Below are 22,298 nucleotides of genomic sequence, written 5' to 3'. Positions count from 1 at the left end.
TGGATTCCCACCGTCCGCCGAAGCCCACCCACGGAAGAATCCAACGCAAGGTCCGATGCCATCGAGTCGCCGGCCGCCAATCTACGCTGGGCACGCGTTTCAACCAGCCAAGCTCAATCGGCGATCGTGTAGGCGCGTAAGAACATCGCCACCAGTTCCGGAACGTATTGTTTCGCAGGGACGCGGTGGGTCCGTTTTTTAACGCCAAACAAACGTGGCCAGAACGCGTACGACAGCAGTAGCCCGACCAGCTGTTCGGCAGCAAACTCGGGGCAGCTGACGCGGAGGCGTCCGTCGCCGTCCGCTGTGGCTAACCAAGTCGCGAGCTGCTGATTCAGATGGTTGGTTTGTTCGGTCAGTAAGCGGCCCAGCTCCGGTGCCGTCAACATGCGAGACATCACCACTCGCGCCAAGGCTTGAAAGTCATCGTCACTAACAGCACGCGTCAAATGCGTGGCGATTTCGACGAGCTGGTCTGACAAGTTTGCCTCCCCATCGTACTCGAACGTTGACGTCACCCCGACCCGCTCGACCAATTGCTCGACGATGTTGTCAAACAACTCGTCCTTGCTGGAGAAGTGATTGTAAACCGTCCGCTTGGACACTCCCGCGGTCTCAGCAATCTGGTCCATGCTGGTGCTTTCAAACCCCGAACTCTGGAATTCGCTCATCGCTGCTTCGATGATCAATCGTCGTTTGCGGTCGGTCATCCGTTCCTTCATCAGCTCGCCTGGACACTCTGGCTGGGGCTCAATACGGCTGACAACACTGCACCGTGCAGTGTATTTTGCCGTTGACTCGTTACACTCTACGGTATACTTTTCGATGAGGCAAGAACGTTTCCATCTGAGAGGGTGTCCAAGTGGACCGATGCGACATGACCGAGATTGGCAGGCACCCGAGGATCGAGGCGGTAGCGGTCGCTGCATTGGTTGTCCCGTTGGCGTTGATCCTGTTGTTGGTCGGTGGCTGCACGCCCGATCCGGCCGTGTATCCGCCCAAGCCACCGCGACCGGTCACCGCGATGCTGCTTCGGAAAGTGGCTCCTGATTCAAGATATCTGGTTTCAGGAAGCGTCAAGTCGTGGAAAACGGAATCGATGGGCTTTGAGGTGTCCGGCCGGGTCGAATGGGTCTTGGAGCCTGGAAAAGACGTCTTTGGATTGGTCAAAGACGTCAGCGGAAACGTGATTTCGCAAGGCACTCCGCTAGCGCAAATTGATCCCGACCGCTACGAAGTCGCGCTCGAGTCGGCAGCCGCAGCACTGCAGGTTGCCGAGCTCGAATATGAGGTTGCCTTGATCCGCAAAGAGGAATCGATCCCCTCGGATATCCAGTCAGCCACTTCCGATTTGGATTTGGCGAAACTCGATTTCGCGCGTGCGAAGAAACTCGAAGATCAAAAAGCGTTGTCGCAGGCCGAATACGATGTGGCTGAAAACCGCTTGATGAACGCTCGCGATCGCATCACCTCACTGGAGTCGATGTTGAAACAGTCCGACGCGGAAGTACGATCCGCACAAGCGAAAATCAAGCAGGCGGAGCAGGGGCTGCGAGATGCCAAACGCGATCTGGAAAACACCACTCTCTATGCAGCCTATCGCGGCCAAGTCTCCTCTGTCGATGTGGTCCCCGGCAGTGTCATTAGCGCCGGGGCGCCGGTGTTGACACTGCAGATGATGGATCCGATCAAAGTCGAGATCGAAGTGTCCGGCGAACAGTCAAGGCAACTGCAGCGCCGCCAAGAAGTACCGATCTCATTCGTCACCGACGAGGGTCAGCCTCATGAGATGCGGGCATTGGTGTATGTCGTTGCCCCCAGCGCGGACCCGACAACACGTACCTTTACGGTCACGCTCTTGGTCCTCAACGCTCAATCGCGGCCCAAACTGCCCAGCGCGGTATCGGGTTCCAGCATCGCGCGCACTCGAGACGTTTGGCCGCTCGATGTGCGCTCGATCGTGGGCGCACAGGAGGAACTCGACCATACCCACGAAGACGCGTTTTTCATCGAAGAAGACGCGATTGAAACGACCGCCGAAGGATCGTTTGTTTGGCTATTAACCAACGCGCAAACGGGACAGCCCATCCCGGAGATCGCCACCGTGACGAAGCGACCGGTGGAGTTGTTGGACCTGCGTATCCCCTATCTGGGCAACTGGGTCTTTCGGCAGGTTCGGTTTATCGACTCACCGCCACCACCGCTCGGCTTGATCGCGGGCCTGTTGGAATTTCCGGATGCTGACCGCGAGCGGTGGGACGGCAAATCTCTGATCTTCGATTCGGGGCCACAGTGGATGTTGCGACCGGGCGACCTCGTCCGTGTCAACTTGAGTAGCCAATCGCCTGCGGAGGGGTACTTCGTTCCAGTGGAGGCGATTTACGAGGAGTCGGGCCAGACGTTCTTGTTCGTCGTCGCTGAGCAGGACGGTGACACCATTGCACGCAAAATTTTGGTCAACACGAACATCACCGATAAACTCGACAACGATTCCAAAATGCAGATCACGCCGACGGACCCCAGTGACATCGATGAACAAACACGCTTTGTCGTCGGCGGGGTGCACTTTCTCCAGGACGGTGAGCGGATCGCGATTCAGAGCGGAGAATCGCGATGAGTTTGCCAGCCCTTGCGGTGAAGTACAAACCGATCGTTTTTTCACTCGTCGTGATGTTGATGGTGTGGGGCACGATTACCTTCTTTTCGATGCCTCGTCGTGAAGACCCCGAGTTCACCATTCGCATTTGTGTGATTTCGACCGATTGGCCAGGGGCACCGGCTCGAAAAGTCGAAGAACTGATCACGGACAAGATCGAGCAGGCAGTCGTCAGCTTGGAGGAAGTCGACACGATCCGGTCCACATCGCGTACCGGACAATCAACGATCTTCGTCGAAGTCGCCGACGACATTCCACCGGCGGACATCCAAAATATCTGGGACAAAGTGCGAGCGCGCGTGGCCCTCGCACCCATGCCAGAGCAATCGATCGTCCCGGTGGTCAATGACCAATTCGGAGACACCGCGGTTCTACTGCTAGCCGTCCATCAAACTCCCGTGTCTGGTCGCGATGCCGTCCGAGAACGTGATCGCTACACGCCTCGGCAACTGGAACAGTTCGGTGAAACGATCGAAGACGAGTTGCGTCTACTACCGGGCGTGGCCAAGGTGGAAAAGTTTGGCGTTCTTAGCGAAGCGGTTTACATCGAAACCGATGTGGGGAATTGGGCGCAGCAAGGACTGACCACCCAGGAATTGGAACGGCTGGTGTCGGAGCGAAACATCATCCAACCCGGCGGCCAAATCTCAACCGATGCAGGCTACTTCTCGGTCAAACCGGGGGGCGAATTCAATGCGATTGACGAGATCAACCAGATCTCGAGCGTCGTCCGTGATGGTGAGGTCGATGCCGAGGGGAATAATGTCTATCTGTCCGATCTTGGCTTGGTCGTCAAGCGTGGATACGAGGACCCTGCGAGCTATCTTTGCCGCTTTGGTGATCGCGAGACTTCATCACCCGCGGTGATGATTGCCGTCACGATGCGGTCGGGCGAGAACATCGTCGACGTTTGCAATGTATCCAAACAGCGTGTTCTCGAGCTGATTGAGTACGAGAAACGATTGCCACCGGATATCGCCGCGACGCCTGTATCAGATCAATCCGAAAACGTGCAAGCCAAAATCAGCGAAGTCATCGTCAACGTGATCGAAGCGATCTTGATCGTGGTCGTGGTCGTGTACTTGGTCGTCGGCTTTCGCACCGCGTTCGTGATGGCGGCCAATATTCCGGTGGTCGTCATCGCCTCGATCGGTTTGATTTCGACGCTGGGAGTTCAACTGGAACAAATCTCACTCGCCGCAATCATTATCTCGCTCGGCTTGCTGGTTGATAATGCGGTCCAAGTCTGTGACCAAGCCCGCACCAACCAGATCGCTGGAATGCCACCCTATAAGGCTGCGATCGAAGGGGCCAATACCTTGGCGGTCCCCATGTTGGTCGGCACCCTGACCACGATGGCAGCGTTTTGCCCGATGATGTTCATGCTGGAAGGCGGCAGCAAAGAATACGTCTACAGTTTGCCGGTGACGGTTTCAACGACGCTGGCCCTGAGTTGGGTCTTGGCGATGACGTTGTGTGTCATCTTAGCGGGCGTCTTCATTCGTGCCCCGCGTAGCGACGCCTCGGCGTCACCGCCCGTGCGGTGGGTTTTAGCAGCACAAACTTGGCTGCCCCGGCGCCTACGCCGCGGCGATGCGAAGCCATCGCCATCAACCGAAAGTGGGATCCAGCGTCTCTACGGCGCTGCCGCGATGCTTGCTGTCCGCTTTAAATGGACCACCCTCGCTGCGACGGTTTTGATGTGTGCGGCAATCATGACCATGCCAGTTAGTTCCGAGTTTTTCCCCGAAGCCTCGCGTGATCAATTTGCCGTCACCATCACGTTGCCTGAAACAGCGACGATTGAGCAAACCGATGCGGTGGCAAGACGCGTCGAAGAAATTCTTCGCAAACTCAGCGACGCCGGTGACCACGCCGGCGTCGACCACCACGCCAAGGAAGAGGGTGCGAGCCCGCAGCATCGACTACGGGCGATGCGGACGTTGGTAGGTGGCGGCGGCTCACGTTGGAACTTGGCATGGAGCCCCGAGCCGCCCGCTCGCAACTTTGCTGAAATCCTCGTCCGCACGAGTGATGGTGGCTACACGGCTGACTACGTCGAAGACGTGCGGCTCGCGTGTTTAAAAGGTGATCCGCAGCGTGGTATCAAGCCGATTGTCGGTGCCCGTGTGACGCCGGTCAAACTCGCCTTGGGCCCACCTGCCGACCCACTGGTTTTTCGCGTCATGGGCAGCGGGTTTGCCGACCCCAGCGTGCTGCGAGATATCAGCAGCCGTTTGAAAAAGATCGTTAACGCCCAGGCGGAGACCTGGAATGTCAACGATTCGTGGGGCGTCAATGGCTATCAAGTGCAAGTCGATGTCGACCGCGACCGGGCAACCCTGGCCGGCGTCACCAATGCGCAGGTGGCCGAGACCCTGAACTCCTACTACTCCGGGTTGAGACTAACGACGTTCCGCGAAGGCGATCATCAAGTCCCGGTCTATTTCCGCCTTCGCCCCGAGGGACGCCAGTCGATCCGCGGACTCCAGGAGGTCTTTGTCGAAGGCGACAAGGGAAAGGTACCACTCTCGACACTGGCCAATTTTCGATTTTCGTGGGAGCCCGAAAAAATTCAACGGCGCGATATGAACCGCGTGATCGAAGTTTCATCAAGGATGCTACCCGGCGTTACCGGAAACGATGTCGTCGAGCGGGTCCTGGCCTCTCGTGAGATGAAAGAGCTGACCGATTCGTTGCCCGCCACCTACTGGATCGAAGCGGGGGGGGCCTACGAGGAAAGTCAAGAGGCCGGCGGACAGATGATGCTGTCTTTCGCCGTCTCGTTTGTCCTGATCGTGCTGTGCCTCATTTTTCAGTACAACGGATGGAGTAAGCCGTTGATGATCCTCTGCACGTTGCCGCTGGCGCTGGTTGGGGCCTGGTTGGGCTTGTCGATCACCGACAACTCACTCGGATTCATGCCCCAACTCGGCATCCTCGCGTTATTTGGAATCGTGCTGAACACCGCAATCATCTTTATCGAGTTTGCGGACATCCTGATCGCGGAGCGGCAATCGGCCCCAGGCATTCAGCTGGACCGGGAAACATTTCGGCAATGTTTGATCGATGCCGGAAAGCAGCGGATGCTGCCGATTTTCCTGACGACTGCGACGACCATTGGCGGACTGTTGCCGTTGGCACTCGGTGGTGGACCACTTTGGATCGGCTTGGCGTGGTGTATGATTGTCGGCTTGATGTTCACGACGATGTTGACGCTTTTTGTGCTGCCCGCGTTGTATGCCGTGCTGGTTGAAACGTTCGGCATCAAACCGATCGCACATCAGCGAGTTGAGTAACAGCACGCTACTAAAACACTTTACCGACAGCCATTTCCATGCCCACAAAAACACTCGACGAAAAGCTTGCTCGCATCCAACAAAATCCCGCGTGCGAAGAGTTCATCCTGGCTGACGCCAAAGATGCCGACATGGCGTTCGGAATTGCCGCTCCGGGAAGGGACCTCGAAACAGGCCAGTTTCGAACACTGCAGCAATACCGTGAGATCATCCGTCAAAACACTCACCAGGGCCTCGTCGACATCATGCTGATGAGCGTGAGTACGAACGAAGTACTCACGATCAACGAACGCCTTTTTGACGCATCTCGCGTCACGCCAGCGATCCGGGCAAACGATACCACCGAGATCTGGTTGGCGCGCGGGGGCGTCTACGGCAATGAACCGTCGCGTCCATTTCGTTCCGCCCTACTCGATCACGGCCAATCGGGGAAAGTGGATTGCCTGCCCGCCGAACGTCAACGCGGGGCCGATCTGGGACTCTACTCGGTCACGTTCAACAACGACACCGCGCACGATGCGCAAACACTTGCGTCCTATCGCGAGTTCTGCCTGGAAGCGGAACGAAAAGGGTTTCGACACTTCCTGGAAATTTTTGATCCGAACTGCCCCGTTAATCCGATCGCAGACGTCGGGGCTTTCGTCAACGACCATATCGTCAGGGCATTGGCGGGTGTTGCCGAAGCCGGACGCCCTCTGTTCTTGAAAATGGTTTATCACGGTCCGGCAGCGATGGATCAGCTGGTGAGTTACGACTCGTCAATCGTTGTGGGAATCTTGGGTGGTTCATCGGGCACGACCTTTGACGCGTTCCATCAGTTGTGGGAAGCCAAAAAGTACGGTGCTCGCGTCGCTCTGTACGGCCGGATGATCAACAACGCGGAACATCAGCTCACCTTCATCAAACACTTACGATATCTCGCCGACGGGCAATTGAACGACGCAGCCGAAGCGGTCCGTTCCTACCACAACGACCTCGCAAGTCTCGGTATTCGTCCCCTGCGAAACCTCGAAGACGATATGCAGGCAACGAATCGTTTCTTCGATTATTCAGGCAGCGGTTCGGCGACGACCTCTGTCAGAGCTCAGACATCAGGCGAACCTGAAGGGGCGGGACCGGAAGTCATTGTCGCGGGCCATATCTGCTTGGACATTGTCCCCGAGTTTCCGGAGACGTTCACTGTCGCAAACGCGAACACGCTCATTGAAGCGGGTAAGTTGAAGGTGGTTGGTCCAGCAACTCAGCTGACCGGCGGCTGTGTCGCCAACACAGGACTGACCCTCCACCAACTCGGCGTGCGAACGTCATTGATGGGAAAGATCGGCGACGATTCGTTTGGGCGTGAGCTGCTCAATATTTTGCAGGCAACCGATAACGATCTTGCCTCAGGGATGATCGTCGCCCCCGGCGAGCACACGAGCTACTCGATTGTCATCATGCCTCCGGGCGTGGATCGTTCGTTTTTGCATTTCCCCGGTGCGAACGACACCTTTACCGCAAAGGACGTCCAGACCGAGCGGCTCGGCGGCGCCAAGGAACGAGCGGATAAGTGGCCGAACGCGGAGCGTTCGACCACAATTTCAGACAGTGATTTTTCGCTCGTTCCTAAGTTGTTTCATTTTGGATATCCGCCACTGATGCAGGGTTTCTGGGAAGACGGCGGTGTGGAAATGGCCAGTCTGTTTCGCCGCGTGAAAGATCAAGGGCTGATGACCTCGCTCGACATGGCGATGCCCGATCCCAACGCTCCGACCGGGAAGGTTGATTGGAATGCGTGGCTCGAACGCGTCCTGCCGCATGTTGACTGTTTCATGCCCAGCCTTGATGAAATACTGTTCATGCTCGATCCAAATCGAGGTGATGAGGTAGCCCTCGCGAGGAACAGTGGGCCAACCGAATCGATCGATCGCAACCTTTTGAGTCAAACGGCTGATCGCTTGCTAGCCCTGGGGACAGGTATCGTGATCTTCAAACTCGGCGAGCAAGGGCTGTACCTGAAGACCACGTCGGATGCGAACCGGATTGCTCAGGGATTCCATGCCAGCAAGACCGATGTCGAAGCCTGGGTCGGTCGTGAACTGCATTCGCCCTGTTTCGAAGTGAAGGTCACCTCCACCAACGGTGCCGGAGACCGCACCATCGCCGGCTTCCTCGCCGCCCTCGCCCGCAACGCAAGCCCCAGTGAGGCACTCGAAATGGCGGTGGCCGTTGGCGGATTGAGTGTCGAGTCGCCCGATGCGAAGTCCCAGGAACTCTCTTTCGATGCGATCGGCAAGCGAATCCTCGCGGGATGGTCACGACGCGAACCCGTCGGCGGATTTGTCCGTCCGAGCAACGGCAGCGAGTCGGGCTGCTGGCTGGGCGAGCACGATCGTGGGCTCGCAAACTCCATGGCGAGTCGCTGAAGACGAGGGGCGATGAGCGCTCACGGAACGAGCCAGATCAGTCGGTCAGTTTCGTGATCGGAGTCAGCCACACCTTGCGGAACTCGACCTCCGCGCCTTCGGCTTGCAACGCGATCTGACCTTGGGTTGCCGTGCAGCCGGTTCCGTGATTGACCAGGTCACCGTTCACCCAGACTTTGACTTCATCGCCCACACACTCGATGTCCATCGCGTTCCACTCGCCCACGGGATTTTCGGAGTCATCCGTCAGGTTGAGAATCCTCCGCCCCTTACCTTCGGTGACGCCCCAATTCTCCTTCGGGCCCCGCCGCTGGACCATGTCGGGCACCGTGATGTCTTCGACAATGCACCAGAAATCACCTGCGTGCCCATGGTTCATCTGTGCCTCGATCGACTTCGGAAACATCTCGTAAAGCGAACGCGGGGTCGATGCATGGACCAACACGCCGCAGTTGCCAGGCTTGGCCGCGAAACGATACTCGACTTCCAGTCGGTAGTTTTCGTAGGTCGCATCCGTAATCAAATGTCCGTTCGGTTCTCCGAGACTCACGAGCATCCCATCGCGAACGATAAAGCTGGCTTTCGCGTCAGGGTTCTTGTCCCGTTGCGGAACATCAACATGCCACCCCGTCAAATCCTTGCCATTAAACAAGCTGACCGTTTTCGTCTCCGTATCGGTCTCTGCCGAAGCCGTTTCAAACAGGGTGGCGATGGTGACAAGGGCAATCGACAGAGAGACGAAACGATTCATGGGGTTACTCATCGAGTTTGGGTAGATCGAAATTAGTTCGCGTCACAGCAACACCTTCCAAGGTACCGCAAATCAGAAACGAACGTTTTGCGAACACGTTTTTACCCGTTTTGACGCGTCAATCGATGAATCCGGAGCACGCCATGAAAACCGGAAAACGGCACCGGCGCCGGCCACCGGAGCAGGTTGCATCTATTTGCCGACAACCTCGGTAAAATCGAAATATTAGCTCAGTTCCTGGAAACTACCCCCGTCACATTTGTTTTCTCGTCACATTTGTTTTCTCACTGAACCTGCTGGCCGGTGGTAACTGCTTGGATCATCTCGAAGACCGTCGCCAAGACGAACCGCTATCTCAACGCGGTACGTGCCAGCGCTGCGGGTTGTTGCGTGCACAGGGCGAGCGGTAGTTAAACGGGATGGCCCTCGGGGTGAATAGCGTGCGTCGCGGCGCTGTCCTGCGAGATGGGGTTGGGGCGTCGGTTCATAAGTGATGCTGAACGAAGTGGACGCAGAGTCGCTTGAGTTGGGGAGACGCTCCGAGGAGGGAGGGCAAGCGGGAGCGACGGGTTTTCTCTGCGTCCTTGCGACTCCCCGACTTTGCGTTGAATTCTTGTGGCTCGGGACAATGGTCCCAAGCTACGGCGTGCATGGGGACCGTGCATGGGGACAGGGCACTTCTCGCGGAGAAGTGGCTGGCTTGGGAGTTCGTATCACGTGCTCCAAGCGAAAACGATTGAAAGCAGAGGATCCCTTTCTGCTCTGCTTGAATGAGCGTAGGCCCGATCCTGTATATTGTGTACAATCTATCCAGCACAGAGGGGTGGCCGTCGTAGCCTTCGAGTTGCTCGCCTACCGCTTTCGTCGCTAGGCGGCACGCGTACGCTCGCCAAGCGTTCGGCTGACCTTTCAATGTGTCCCGCCCCCGCGATTACGAAGAAAGTGGATAGAAATGAGATCGATCCATCTACCCCTGCGACCAGGCCGGGCCTTATTTCCTCTCGCGAGCTGGCTGTTTGGTCTGACGACTCTGTGCTTGCCGGCCCCCACGGCGATCCAGGCCGACGATTTCTTCGAATCCAAAGTCCGCCCGCTGTTGATCAACCACTGCATTGAATGCCATGGCGCGAAGAAGCAGGAGTCCGGATTGCGACTCGACTCACGCGATGGCTGGATCCGCGGCGGTGATAGCGGCACGGCGATTGCGCCCGGGGATCCTGAGAACAGCTTACTGATCCAGGCCGTCAGCGACTCCGATGACGTGGCCCTCATGCCGCCTGACGGAAACAAACTGACCCCCGCTCAGATCGCGGATTTGGTCACTTGGATCCAGCAAGGTGCGGTGGATCCTCGTGTGCACGATGCCGAGACTGGTCCGCTGTCAAAAACGATGGATCTCGAAGCGGCGAAGCAGTTCTGGTCGTTTCAGGCCGTGTCGAACCCGTCCCCTCCCGACGTTGACGACTCACGATGGATGGCCAATCCGGTGGATGCCTTTGTCCGATCGGAATTGGACAAGCACGACTTGGCTCCCGTTGAGACCGCTGACAAACGCACCTTGATCCGCCGCGCAACGTTCGATTTGACTGGATTGCCGCCGACTCCAGCGGAGATCCAATTATTCCTCGATGATTCATCGTCGCAGGCATTCGCATCGCTCGTCGACCGTCTGCTGGCTTCGCCAGGCTACGGAGAACGCTGGGGAAGGCACTGGTTAGACGTTGCGCGTTATGCGGACACGGCCGGTGACGGAGCGGACTACCCCGTACCCGAAGCGGCGCAGTATCGCGATTGGGTTGTCAATGCGTTGAACCGTGATCAGCCGTACGACGAATTCATTCGCGAACAGATTGCGGGCGACATTTTGGCCCTGGACGGACCTGCCGACCGTTACGCCGAGCGGGTGACGGCGACCGGTTTTCTCGCCGTCGGTAAGCGTTACGGATACGCTCCGAATACGACCTACCAATATCTCGATTTCGCTGACGCGATTGATTCGGTGGGCCGCTCGATTCTGGGGCTGACGGTGGGATGTGCCCGCTGTCACGACCACAAATTCGATCCGATCTCGGCGGCCGATTACTACGCGTTGTACGGCATTTTTGAAAGTACGAAGTGGGCGTTTCCAGGTGGTGAATCGCATCCACGTCCCGCTCACTTTCCCCCTTTAGTGCCCGCCGCAGAGTCAGCTCGGCTGGACAAAGTCAAAGCCGACGAACTCGCTCGGCTCAATCGTGAACTCGAACAGCTCAAACAAACTCGCTCGGAAATGGACGGTAAGTCGTTTGCGGGCGGGGTCGATCTCGGTTGGGAAAATCAAACGATCGGCAATCCTCCTGCTCAGCCATGGTTCTCTAGTGGTCCGAACCTGGTTCTCGCCGAGGCGCAGAGCCCCTATACCCACGTCCATCCGGCCGGAACACGCGGCGCCCGCGTGGCGGCACCGTTACCTCACGACGGTATCCGTTACCGTTTTGCAAACGCCTTGCACGCGGCACCTGGAAAGCAAATTCACTTCACGCTCGACTTCCGCACCGCAGCCGCAGCCACACCGCAGGGAGCGTACCGATTCTTTCTCGGCCAAGGCGTGGCGCAGTCACTCGCCGTCGAATGCAGTGTGACCGCTACCGAGTTCGCGATTCGCAGCGGCGCCGACTGGGAGATCATCCGAACGCTTCAACCCGGAACCTGGTACACACTGCGGGTGACCCTCGACCAGCAAAAGAGGACTTACTCGGGCATCGTCGGCGCGATCGACGACCTCAGCGAATTCCATGACAAACCACTTAACCCGAGTTGGAATGGCATTGTCGATACGTTCATCTGCGACGGGATCGGGCATACCAAAGGACCGGCACCGAGCCGTGACATCGACAACCTGGGACTTCAAGAGTCCACTTTTGGAATCCCAGGCACCGGTCCTGTCGTGATCCCTAAAAAAGAGCCCGTGTCGCAACAGCGTTTAGCGGAGTTGGATGTTCAAATTGCGGACGTCACCAAGCAACGCGACGCGACCCTCACAACGCTTCCCTACGCGGTAGCCTACGGTGTCAGCGAAGGCACCGCGACCAACACACGACTGCAACAACGCGGTGAACCGGCGCGGCTCGGCGATGAAATCCCCCGGCGCTTTTTGGAAGTCCTCGGCGGAGACCCACTGCCCCCCGAATCCACCGGCAGCGGACGACTCGAGTTGGCCCACTGGTTGACCCGCCCCTCGAACCCGTTGACCGCTCGCGTTTTCGTCAACCGGGTTTGGCAATGGCATTTTGGCCAGGGTTTGGTTTCGACCCCGAGTGATTTTGGGGCCCAGGGCGAGCCGCCCAGTCATCCGGAATTACTCGACTGGCTAACGTCGGAGTTCATCGCCTCGGGGTGGTCGGTCAAGACGCTTCATCGGTTGATCATGAACTCGCAAACCTACACCCTGGGGAGCGATGATCACACCGAAAACATGAATTCCGACCCCGGCAATCGATGGCTGTGGCGTTACTCGCGCCAGCCGCTCGATGCAGAATCGATTCGCGATGCGATGCTCGCGGTGAGCGGCGAACTTGATCGCGCCGTTCCACCACCGCATCCGTTTCCCGCCGTCAGAACATGGGCCTTCAGCATCCATAAACCGTTCCATGCCGTCTACGAGACCAATCATCGTAGCATTTACCTGATGCTCCAGCGAAATCGCCGACATCCTTTCTTAGCGATGTTTGACGCGGCCGACCCAAACATCAGTGTCGCCCAGCGGCAACCGACGATCACTCCGACCCAGTCGCTGTTTCTGATGAATTCTCCGTTCGTGCATCAACAATCCAAAGCATTTGCGAATCAGCTCTTGGCATCATCCGATGATGATGCGTCGCGCGTTCGCTGGGCCTACGAGCGTGCTCTGGGGCGTGTTGCCAGTGATGCAGAAGTCGACCAGACATTGGCGTTCCTCGCCGCCTATCAGAACCAGCTTGCCAGCACAGAGGCCGCTGCGGAGACCTCTGCGGAAGCTTTGGGGCAGACTCCTTCGGTGGCCGCTTGGGCAGCGATCGCACGCGTGTTGTTATCGAGCAATGAGTTCTTGCACGTGGACTAACGCCTTTCGGCATTCTCTCTCTCAAGTAAAAAAATGAATTTCCCTCTACAAACGAACCGTCGCGAATTTTTGCACCGCGCCTCGGGTGGCTTTGGCGCGCTGGCTCTGGCGGGGATTTGGAACGAGATTCAAGCCGCATCGACCGATCCGCTAGCTGCCAAGCCAGGACATTTTCCCGCGACTGCGGATCGCGTGATCTTCATCTTTTCGACCGGCGGTGTCTCGCAAGTCGACACGTTTGATCACAAGCCTCAGCTCACCATCGATCATGGCAAGTCGATCACCGCCTCACGTTGGCTGAACAAGGCGGGCCAGTTTGAACGATTTTTGATCAAGCCACGGTGGGGATTCAAACAGTATGGCGAAAGCGGCACCTGGGTGAGCGATCTCTTCCCGCACATCGGCTCGGTGATCGATGACGTGTGTGTGCTCAACGCGATGCACTGTGAAAGCGACGGTCATGACAAGGCGACGCTCGCGGCGCACACCGGATCCGCCCAGCTCGCACGACCGAGCGCCGGCGCCTGGGTCAGCTACGGATTGGGGACGGAAAATCAAAACTTGCCGTCCTTCATGGTGCTCGCTCCGGCGGCACCTTACGCGGGTGCGCAGACGTGGGGCAGTGATTTCCTGCCCGCCTGTCACCAGGGAACTCACGTGATGCCCGGCACGCAACCGCTACCGAACATCCACGCCAAAGTTCCCGCCGCGTTGCAGCAAATGGAACTCGCGATGCTAAACAAAATGAATCTCGATCATCTCCAACAGCGTGATGCCGACCAAGCTCTCGATGCCCGTATCCGCTCGTTTGAAACGGCCTTTGGAATGCAGCGTGAAGCGCCCGAGGCGTTTGACCTCTCCGGTGAAACGGAAGCAACCTTGAACCTGTACGGATTGCAGCGTGGTACCACCAGCGGCTTTGGTTGGCAATGCCTTGTCGCTCGTCGACTGGCCGAACGCGGAGTGCGTTTCCTTGAGCTCATCGATGTGGGCTCGAGCGCCAACTGGGACTCTCATGGAAACATGGGCGACCACCAGCATTTGGCCGAGGCGATCGACCAACCGATTGCCGCCTTGCTCACCGATCTGAAACAGCGCGGCATGCTGGAACGCACCTTGGTAGTTTGGACCACCGAATTTGGCCGCACACCGTTTCATCAAACAGCGGACCACGCCGGCCGCGAACATCATAATCACTGCTTCTCATCTTGGATGGCCGGCGGCGGTGTGAAGCCCGGGATCGTTCATGGGGCGTCCGATGAATACGGCATCATGACGGCCGAAGGAGCTGTCCACACGCACGACTTGCACGCCACGATGCTGCATCTCTTGGGCATCGATCACGAACGTCTGACCTATCGCTACGCAGGCCGCGACTTCCGCTTGACGGACGTTCACGGCACCGTGCCCCAAGAGATCTTAGCGTGAAGTGACGGGCTCGCGTCGGCCGGCCTACCCCGACGCGCCCGGGAGGCCGTCATACGGCAAGTCCTCGCTCACGCGTCGAGTTGGGAGCACATGGATCTCCTATCGCGACTCGCTTTTAAAATGGTCCGCGATGAGCGCGAGGGCAGCGTCGTTGCAAGCCTTGGCGTTTGCTTGGTTGCAGGCGACGAGCACGGCGAAGTCTTTTGCGGGAGCGAGCCAGACGACGGCGTACCACATCGTGTTGCTGCCGGCATGGGTCAGAGCAGGACCGCCGGCCCAAGGTTGACCTTCGGCAACGATCCAGCCCATCGCGTATTTCGGGTTGCCCGCGGCCGGAGTGTGTAGCTTCACAAGAGTCTCGGGTTTGACCAGTTGGGTCTTGGCCGATGGCAGGTTGGCGGCGGCGAATTTGGACCAGTCACCGATCGAGCAGTGGACGATGCCGGCGGGGCCGATCGCGACTGGGTTGTCGGCCTGAGGGCCGGGCTCGACCGGCGATCCATCTGATTGGTGGCCGCGTGGTTGGTCGTTCTCTGTAGCCGTGCCGGGAGCGCCGAAGCCGGCGGTGGTCATGCCGAGGGGAAGGAAGATCTTTTCACGAGTGAGGTCTTCCCAGGATTCACCGGTGACCTTCTCGGCCATGTGGCCGGCGATCGAGAACCCGGCGTTGGAATAGATGAACTTCTCGCCGGGAGTGGCTTCGGGCGGCGTCGACGTGAGCTCCCGAAGCAGAAGTCGTCGAGCGCTGGTGGGCGTGCCCTGGTGCCGCCAGAGCCTACCCCACAGACCATCCTTTTCGAGGCCGCCGGGCGCCCCGCTGCGGTTGGTAAGGAGTTGTTCGAGCGTCACAGCCTGGTACTGAGGGTTCATGTTTTTTTTCAGCTCAGGGAAAGTCTCGCCGATGGTTTGATCCCACTTCAGTTTCCCTTCATCGACGAGGATCCCGCAGAGCATGGCCGTGATCGCCTTGGTGTCCGAGCCAATATGCATGCGGTCGGTCGCGGCGATCTTGTCGGCCTTGCCACGCGTACGGACGCCCGCCACGCCAAGGGCGACCGTCTCGCCATTTCGGACCACGGTAGCCGCCATGCCGGGAACGTCGTGCTTTTGGATGACCGGTGCGAGGAGTCCCGAGACATCCTTGGGTGGCGGGCTCGCGGCATGGACAGTGATGGACGTCAAGCAAAGTGAAGCGAGAGCGATGGAGTAAATGATTTTCATTCGCGTCTTTCCGGGTTAGCGACGGCACGCCCAACGTCAGGGTGGCGGCGTGCCACAATTGCATAATGCCCACGGCAACAGGCAGGACGTGGGTGGCTGGCAATGAATTCTAATCCACCTTCCAACATCTACCCAGATCCAGACATTTACTCGGGGATTTACTCGGGGACAGGACTTACTCGGCGGCGGGACTTACTCGGGGACATAGCACTTCTCACTTTTACTCGGGGACATAGCACTTCTCACATTTACTCGGGGACATAGCACTTCTCACGAAGAATTGGCTAGCATTAGCAAAATGCGTGGGCCAGACAGCCTGCGTGGCATGGAGGGCTTGCTGGCATCCGATTACGGCCCCTCATCGAAGTGCTGTGTCCCTGTGCTTGCCCTGTGCTTGCTCTGCGTCCTTGCGACTCCCCGACTTTGCGTTGAATTCTTGTGGCTCGGGACAATGGTCCCAAGCTACGGCGTACATGGGGCGTACATGGGGGACACAGCACCTTACGCGACGAACTGTCTAGCATGGTGTAGACCGGGGGCGAGGCAGAATGCGCGGTGCTGGCGCCTTGTGGGCTTTGGGTAGTGGACTTCCTCGTCGAAGTGCTGTGTCCCTCTGCTTTCGTCTCGTCGAAGTGCTGTGTCCCTCTGCTTTCGTCCCTCTGCTTTCGAATGAGATCGTTGATCAAGCCATCCACTCAGTGAGTCAGTAGCGCCAAGTCGCCTCTCGAAGGGGAATCAATCGAAGTGAACAAAACTGCATGCAGAGTGCGTTTCGAGTATCGGAAAGATGACTACACCCAACGGCGGAACGCCGGTTACACTCAATGGGACACTCTCTCTGTCGCTGTTTATTCGATCGATCCATTCTTGATTCTGGTGACTGGAATGAAGACAAAATCTCTTGTCCAACGCTTCGTATTGATGTCGGTTTTTCTGCTGTGTTTCGGCATGCGAGCACAGGGGCAATTGCCCAGTGGCCTGACACCGTCTGCGATCGCCGATGGTGCCAAAGTCGTGTTGAGCGCCCGCGCCGAAGACGCTCCGAAAGTGACCGAACTTCGCGAGTGGCAATTGGAGGGGCGTGATCCGGTTCAGGGGCGACTGGTTCAATGGATCGGTCCAGACAATTGGATCCATCTCGAAGACCGATTCCAGAGACTCCAGTCGTTTCCGCTGAGGCAGTTCAGCGAATCGGATCGCGAATTCATTGAGAAGTCACTCGGACCTTGGCGTCAGTTAGTCGATAGGCTTCGCGAGGATTTTTCCATTCGCGATGCAGGTGACAAGCCTTGGACCCAAGGTGATCGGGAGCTGAATAACGCGAGTTTGTTGTCCGTTGAGGACGACATGTCGTTTTGGAGCATTCAGCGAGAGTTGATCGCCATTCCGTTAACGTCGTTCAGGGGTGAGCAGCGTGATTTGATTCAAAAACGACTGCAGGTTCTCGGTGAGCTTTCGGTCTGGCAGACCCAGGATCCTGGAGTGGCTTTTCGAGCGGAGCTGCTTGGCGAGGTCGAGGATGCGTATGTCTTTGGTCGCATTTGGAAACCCCATGCCTCCTATCCCGTGATGGCTCGATTTCGTGTGCGTAAAGAATTGCTCGCCGACGTTGATCGCGAACGAGCAGGTGGTTGGTTGAAGTCCGGAAAGGTGAAGCAAATTCCCGGTCTGGAACAAACGGACCTATGGTGTTGGCCTGGCAGGTTGGGGATGCTCGGTCCAGGCAAACCTCTGGAGATTGTGGAAGACGAAGCGGATTCTTCGCAGAGCAAGGTTTCGTGGTTTGTTCCAGATCACCGACCCGAACGGGCTCGCTTTCGCAAGTTTCGGATCAAACGCGGGGAGTCGCTCGGTTCGTTCACCGGTCCATCGGAGTTGGATCTGCGGCGGGTGCTTTTCGAACGAAAGTTACAGGAAGCGGACGCAGAGGTTTCCGCTGAGCAGATAGCGGAGGCTTGGAGCGATCAACGCAAGTCGTTGGTGGAACGCGATCCAGTCTGGTACCTCAATACGGCGACGACTTGGCGACTCAAAGACACTGCTCCCAACACGCGTGTTACCGCGACGCTGATCGGTGAGAGACACCCGTTTTATGTCTATCAGGTCGGGGCGGAGGACGTGACGGCAGCGGTTTTGAAAACGGAATTGGACGAGCCTTGGCGAGAGGTCGCCGAACAAAGCGTCCAAAGAATGAACGAGTACTTTGAGGCTCATCCGAAGGCAAAACGTCCTTCCCTGCATTCCGAATATTTCATGGTCCGACGCTCTCACGCGATCCTGCTATTGATCAAACCGTTGGAGGTCGCGGGCGAGACAAAGTTAAAGGTCAAAATGGCCGGCCGTGACACACCGGTGGTTTTTCCAGCGGATCAACTGCATTACGTCGATGCGATGGAGATGAAGTTGATGATGCTGGAATCCGAGCCTGGATCATCAACCAAGGGAATGCAGGAAATTGCCAAAACCTCTCGTGAGGAGCGGCTCCAGTGGATCAAGCTGCAGGAGCATTTTGAGAAGAAAACAATTTTTGGAGTGCAGCTGCCATCCGCGAAATCGATGGAAGACTGGTCCGTGAGCTGGCATCAACCGCTTTACCAGACGCAAATTGGTTTCGACGGCGTTGTCGTCGGCAAACATCTCGATAGTTGGATCATGCGCGATGGGACGGTTGATTTCCTGATTGACACGGAGCTAATGACGGACCGCAGCAACGAACAAGCTGCCCAGCAATGGCAGGCTCTGAAAGAGCAGTTTCCGAACCAGACCATCCCGATCAGTGTTCCTACCCTGCGGGTCTACGGGTTGGTCGGGAAGGCGCCGTTGCCGCCGGCTGAGGATCCAAGCTGGAGCGATAACGAGGAATGGCAGTTCACGGATTGGGAAGGGAAGCGTCAGTCGATCCCGAAAGCCGCTTTTTCACATTTGGAGCAACTCGAACTCGATGTGCAATTGCGTTCGGAGTCCGAGGTGAGACGAACTGTTTCGACGGAGGACGAGTATGCTGCCACGCAAACGGTCAATGTGTTCCAGGAGAACCTCCGGCGAGAGCTGGAGGAGGAACTACGCAACTTGCCGAAGCCGCCAAGTTTTCAGACTTGGCATTTGGCGGACTCAAACCAGCATCTGGCCGCTCATTTTGAACGTTTTGATGGCGAGGACGTGATCATGCTTAGCTCGTTAGGTGTCCATTTTCGCATCGCACGCCGGTTGTTCCAGCAACAGGCTTTGGAGAGGATGGAGGACCTCGCCGCTGAGTTTCGCCAGGAAGGGAAAGCGGGCAGGACGGCCGGACTGGATCCGTCCACCGTCACCCATCGAGCGATTCGACGGGCGGACGGGCGGGCAACTCGGCCGGGCACGCCTCTCCGCGCGAATCGTTACTACATCGATGTTGAAAACGAGGAAGGACTGCTGACCCAATTGTCCGTGGACGAACTTCATCCGGTCGACGGATCGGAGCTTCGGGCGGAGTTGTACCGCCGCGAACATGGAATTGAATGGGACGATCAAGTCGATGAGCGTTTGGCTCTGCCGGTCACGGAAGATGAGATCATTGCTCGTCCAGCCACTCTCGATGCCGAATACCGGCAGCGATTGGAGGTGCTGCGGCGTGGTTTCTCACCCAAATGGAAAGAAACGCAGTTAGCGCTGACTCCAGGCCAGACCGTGCGGCAGATTTCAGTGGATGGATCCTTCTTGTTGATTACAGGGAACAATCCTGCCGTGGTGGACCGAACCGGGAAAACCATCCATCGAATCCCACGCCAATGGGATGAACAGCACCCGGTTTATCTGTCGCCGAACGGCCACCAATTGATTGGATTTGAAAGTGGTGTTCTGGCAGTTTGGGATCTGCAGCAGCAAACCAAATGGGCGAGTTTTGAGGCCGTGAAGCAACCCTTGGCTTCGACGCAAAGTGCGGATGGCGACCAAATCGCTTTCACAACCCACGATGGATGGATCAACCTCCTGGATTTGGCGTCGATGGAAGTCAAACGTTCTCGCATTGAGTTACTCGAAGACGAACGCATGACCCGAGAGTTGTGGTGTTCGAGCGACGGGCAAAACTTCATCGCGACGAGCAATCAGAACATGTACCTGTTGAAGGTGGACGAAGCCACAGGAAAGATCGCGAACCAAAATCGACTGAAGAAGTTTCCAAGTATTCGCGAAATGGCGGTCTTGGATCACAGGGCTTGGGTCAGCACGGTGGAGCAACCCTGGGCCATCTACTTCGGTGTCGAGGAAGGAGAGTTGGTGCAAGCCAAACGCCAGTTGGGCACCATTCCTCACTGGATGAAGAACGTCGAGGCCGACGAAGGGATTCCACTGATTCGCGTCATGGGGATGCTTCCTGGATTGGCGGGTTCAGCAGACCCTTATGCGTTTGTGTCGCACTTTGATTTCAACGGCCACCCCATGGGCGTCGTGGAGTATGTGAATTGCGATCTGACTCAACCGGTGATCATCGCGGGGCGGGGCAAGGCGATGGTATTCCGTCGAGGCGACCAATGGATTCTTGCCGTGGCTCCAGAGCAAATCAACGCGGATCGCATCCTTCGAGCCTTGGCGGAGGATTTGATTGACGGCGATCGGATCGATCAATTGGATGCCGCCTTCGCATACCTGCGAACACCATCGATCGCGGAGGTTGGTGAGTATCCCGACGAGTTAAGTGAAGAGTTCCTCAATGCCCTCAACCTCGTCTCCCAAGAATATGGCTGGGTGCACGGCGGCGATCCTCGGATCCGTAAAGAATTGTGGTTGAAGCGAGCCGGCGAACGCATGCCGCAGTCCATCGTGATCCCCATGCTGCGTGCTCAGTATCACAGCGACTTGGCTTGGGCAGCGCGTGGGAGCGGATTTGTCAATACGGTCACCAATGAAGGAATGCAAACCTATCACGAGCAGTTAGCCGTCGCACTGAATCACATCAAACCGTTGCTGAAGAAGCAGCAACCTGCCACGCGAGTGTTTTCGCTTTCGGTGTCATTCGCCACGGGACTGTCGGCTCCCAAAACAGCGGTGGGCGAGTTGACCCGACGAGCGATGGAGACGCCCGCGAAAAATAGTTTGGAGGTACACTCCGCGGCGGTGAATTATTTGCTGCCACGATGGCACGGGAACCCGGGCGATTTTGAGAACTACATCGATCGAGTTTGCGACCAATTGGGTGGCGCTGACGGCGACTCAATGTACGCCAGGTTGATCGTCAGCTCCGCCCGCTATTACCCTCGCGGACAACCCGCCAGTGACTTCATGCGATTCGATCCTGATCGAGTCTTGAGGGGAATGGATGCGTACTACGCCAAGGACCGGACCAGCACGCGTTGGTTCGAATGGGCAGAGATACTCTTTCAGCGAGAACAGGATGCGGAAAGACTTTCGAAACTCCGGCAATTGATCCTTCGTCACCGGATTTATTTCGGAAAGTGATCACGCGACGGATTGAGATGGAGCGGCATGGGGACTGGAGCGGCATGGCATGGGACCCGCATGGGGACGGGACCCGCATGGGGACCGGGACCCGCATGGGGACAGAGCACTTGACCCGCATGGGGACAGAGCACTTTGTCAGGTTATCAGAGACCGGTTCACTCGCCGGAGGGATATCTTCGGCGTGTCGACCCGCATGGGGACAGAGCACTTTATCAGGTTATCAGAGACCGGCTCACTCGCCGGAGGGATATCTTCGGCGTGTCCGAACTGCCCGCGGCACTTGCCCGACACGATTCCTTCATCGGATTTGACATGGCAAGCCGACCTCAAAGCGTGCTCCATCTTGTTCGGTTTCCACAAACCGATATCTGCACACCAAGATCCAGCGAGATTCGCTAACCGCTGGTCGTCAGTAGTTCGCGGGCGCGGCGGCGAAGGTGGTAGCGGCGGTGGGTCCGGTGACATCGCATGGAGTCGACGCACTCGGGACGCCCCGCCACGCTGCAAAACAATCGCCCAAAGTCGCTCACCAGTTCACACCACGTTGCCCTATCCAGGCCAAGTCGGACCAGAATTGGTGGCACACCCGCAGGAGTGCGGCCGCGTTTACCAGGGGCGTGATGTCGGGCCGTCCAGTCCAGCAGCGCGAAGTAGTCCTCGAGCGACATCGCCAAGAATCCCTTGTCGCTACAACGTGTGTCAGACTCACTCGCACACGGCCCCACGGGATCGGACCGTTCGTCAATCGTCAACGGCGACAGGAACCCATCACGGCGTATCGTCGAACGGCGATTCCGCCCGTCGTCTGCCGCCTCAACCCTATTGTCCAGTAGCGTCCTGTCCTACCCGACCGGCATGCTTCGGTCGGCCCGACCCTCTAACTTCGAGCATTCTGACTAATGCTGGCGCTAATCGCATCGCACCACGCCTCGTCAAATGGCTTTGATCCTTAAACAATAAACGCCGGTCCATATCCATGAACTCGAATTGCCCCTCCTCTCCGAGGAAGAGTGATTGA

The 22,298-nt window shown here is 57.5% G+C and carries 10 protein-coding genes; 6 read left to right on the top strand and 4 right to left on the bottom strand.

Annotated elements, in window-relative coordinates; translation table 11 throughout:
• Positions 1 to 113: 113 nt before the first annotated feature.
• On the bottom strand, positions 114 to 710 hold the full coding sequence (locus tag SH410x_RS22310) for a TetR/AcrR family transcriptional regulator (protein WP_473670871.1): 597 nt from the start codon (positions 708 to 710) through the stop codon (positions 114 to 116).
• Positions 711 to 877: 167 nt separating this feature from the next.
• On the opposite strand from SH410x_RS22310, the gene SH410x_RS22305 reads away from it, so the two are divergent.
• The 3 genes from SH410x_RS22305 to SH410x_RS22295 are packed head-to-tail and all read left to right on the top strand — an operon-like array spanning position 878 to position 8,360.
• A complete protein-coding gene (locus SH410x_RS22305) occupies positions 878 to 2,617 on the top strand; it encodes an efflux RND transporter periplasmic adaptor subunit (RefSeq protein WP_473670869.1) in 1,740 nt (579 codons plus the stop codon).
• Positions 2,614 to 5,955 (top strand): efflux RND transporter permease subunit, encoded by a 3,342-nt coding sequence (locus tag SH410x_RS22300; RefSeq protein ID WP_473670868.1) that lies wholly within the window; start codon positions 2,614 to 2,616, stop codon positions 5,953 to 5,955. The genes SH410x_RS22305 and SH410x_RS22300 overlap by 4 nt, the downstream gene beginning before the upstream one ends.
• A 38-nt stretch (positions 5,956 to 5,993) precedes the next feature.
• Entirely contained in the window at positions 5,994 to 8,360 is a 2,367-nt protein-coding gene (locus SH410x_RS22295; RefSeq protein ID WP_473670866.1) for a carbohydrate kinase family protein, read from the top strand.
• A gap of 37 nt (positions 8,361 to 8,397) precedes the next feature.
• Here the strand turns inward: SH410x_RS22295 and SH410x_RS22290 are convergent, their stop codons facing one another.
• The gene (locus SH410x_RS22290) at positions 8,398 to 9,111 is read right to left on the bottom strand and encodes a 3-keto-disaccharide hydrolase (RefSeq protein WP_473670865.1); all 714 of its coding nucleotides are present in this window, start codon (positions 9,109 to 9,111) and stop codon (positions 8,398 to 8,400) included.
• 952 nt (positions 9,112 to 10,063) lie between these two features.
• Between SH410x_RS22290 and SH410x_RS22285 the strand changes: the two genes are divergently transcribed.
• Both SH410x_RS22285 and SH410x_RS22280 read left to right on the top strand, forming a co-directional pair.
• Positions 10,064 to 13,192, top strand: a complete 3,129-nt coding sequence (locus SH410x_RS22285) for a PSD1 and planctomycete cytochrome C domain-containing protein (protein ID WP_473670863.1) — start codon at positions 10,064 to 10,066, stop codon at positions 13,190 to 13,192.
• 33 nt (positions 13,193 to 13,225) lie between these two features.
• Complete coding sequence (locus SH410x_RS22280; RefSeq protein WP_473670861.1) at positions 13,226 to 14,620, top strand: DUF1501 domain-containing protein; 1,395 nt, start codon at positions 13,226 to 13,228, stop codon at positions 14,618 to 14,620.
• A 99-nt stretch (positions 14,621 to 14,719) separates the two neighbouring features.
• On the opposite strand, the gene SH410x_RS22275 is transcribed toward SH410x_RS22280, so the two are convergent.
• Complete coding sequence (locus SH410x_RS22275) at positions 14,720 to 15,841, bottom strand: serine hydrolase domain-containing protein (RefSeq protein ID WP_473670859.1); 1,122 nt, start codon at positions 15,839 to 15,841, stop codon at positions 14,720 to 14,722.
• Positions 15,842 to 16,585: 744 nt separating this feature from the next.
• Here SH410x_RS22275 and SH410x_RS22270 point away from each other — a divergent pair.
• The gene (locus SH410x_RS22270; RefSeq protein ID WP_473670858.1) at positions 16,586 to 21,277 is read left to right on the top strand and encodes a WD40 repeat domain-containing protein; all 4,692 of its coding nucleotides are present in this window, start codon (positions 16,586 to 16,588) and stop codon (positions 21,275 to 21,277) included.
• A gap of 398 nt (positions 21,278 to 21,675) precedes the next feature.
• Here the strand turns inward: SH410x_RS22270 and SH410x_RS22265 are convergent, their stop codons facing one another.
• Positions 21,676 to 22,032: a hypothetical protein gene (locus SH410x_RS22265; RefSeq protein ID WP_473670856.1), complete on the bottom strand. Its 357-nt coding sequence runs from the start codon at positions 22,030 to 22,032 to the stop codon at positions 21,676 to 21,678.
• Between the last annotated feature and the right edge of the window lie 266 nt (positions 22,033 to 22,298).

The organism is Rhodopirellula sp. SH410, assembly GCF_055811895.1.
The sequence above is the reverse complement of the archived record's forward strand: the minus strand, read 5'-3'. Positions and strand labels throughout refer to the sequence as shown.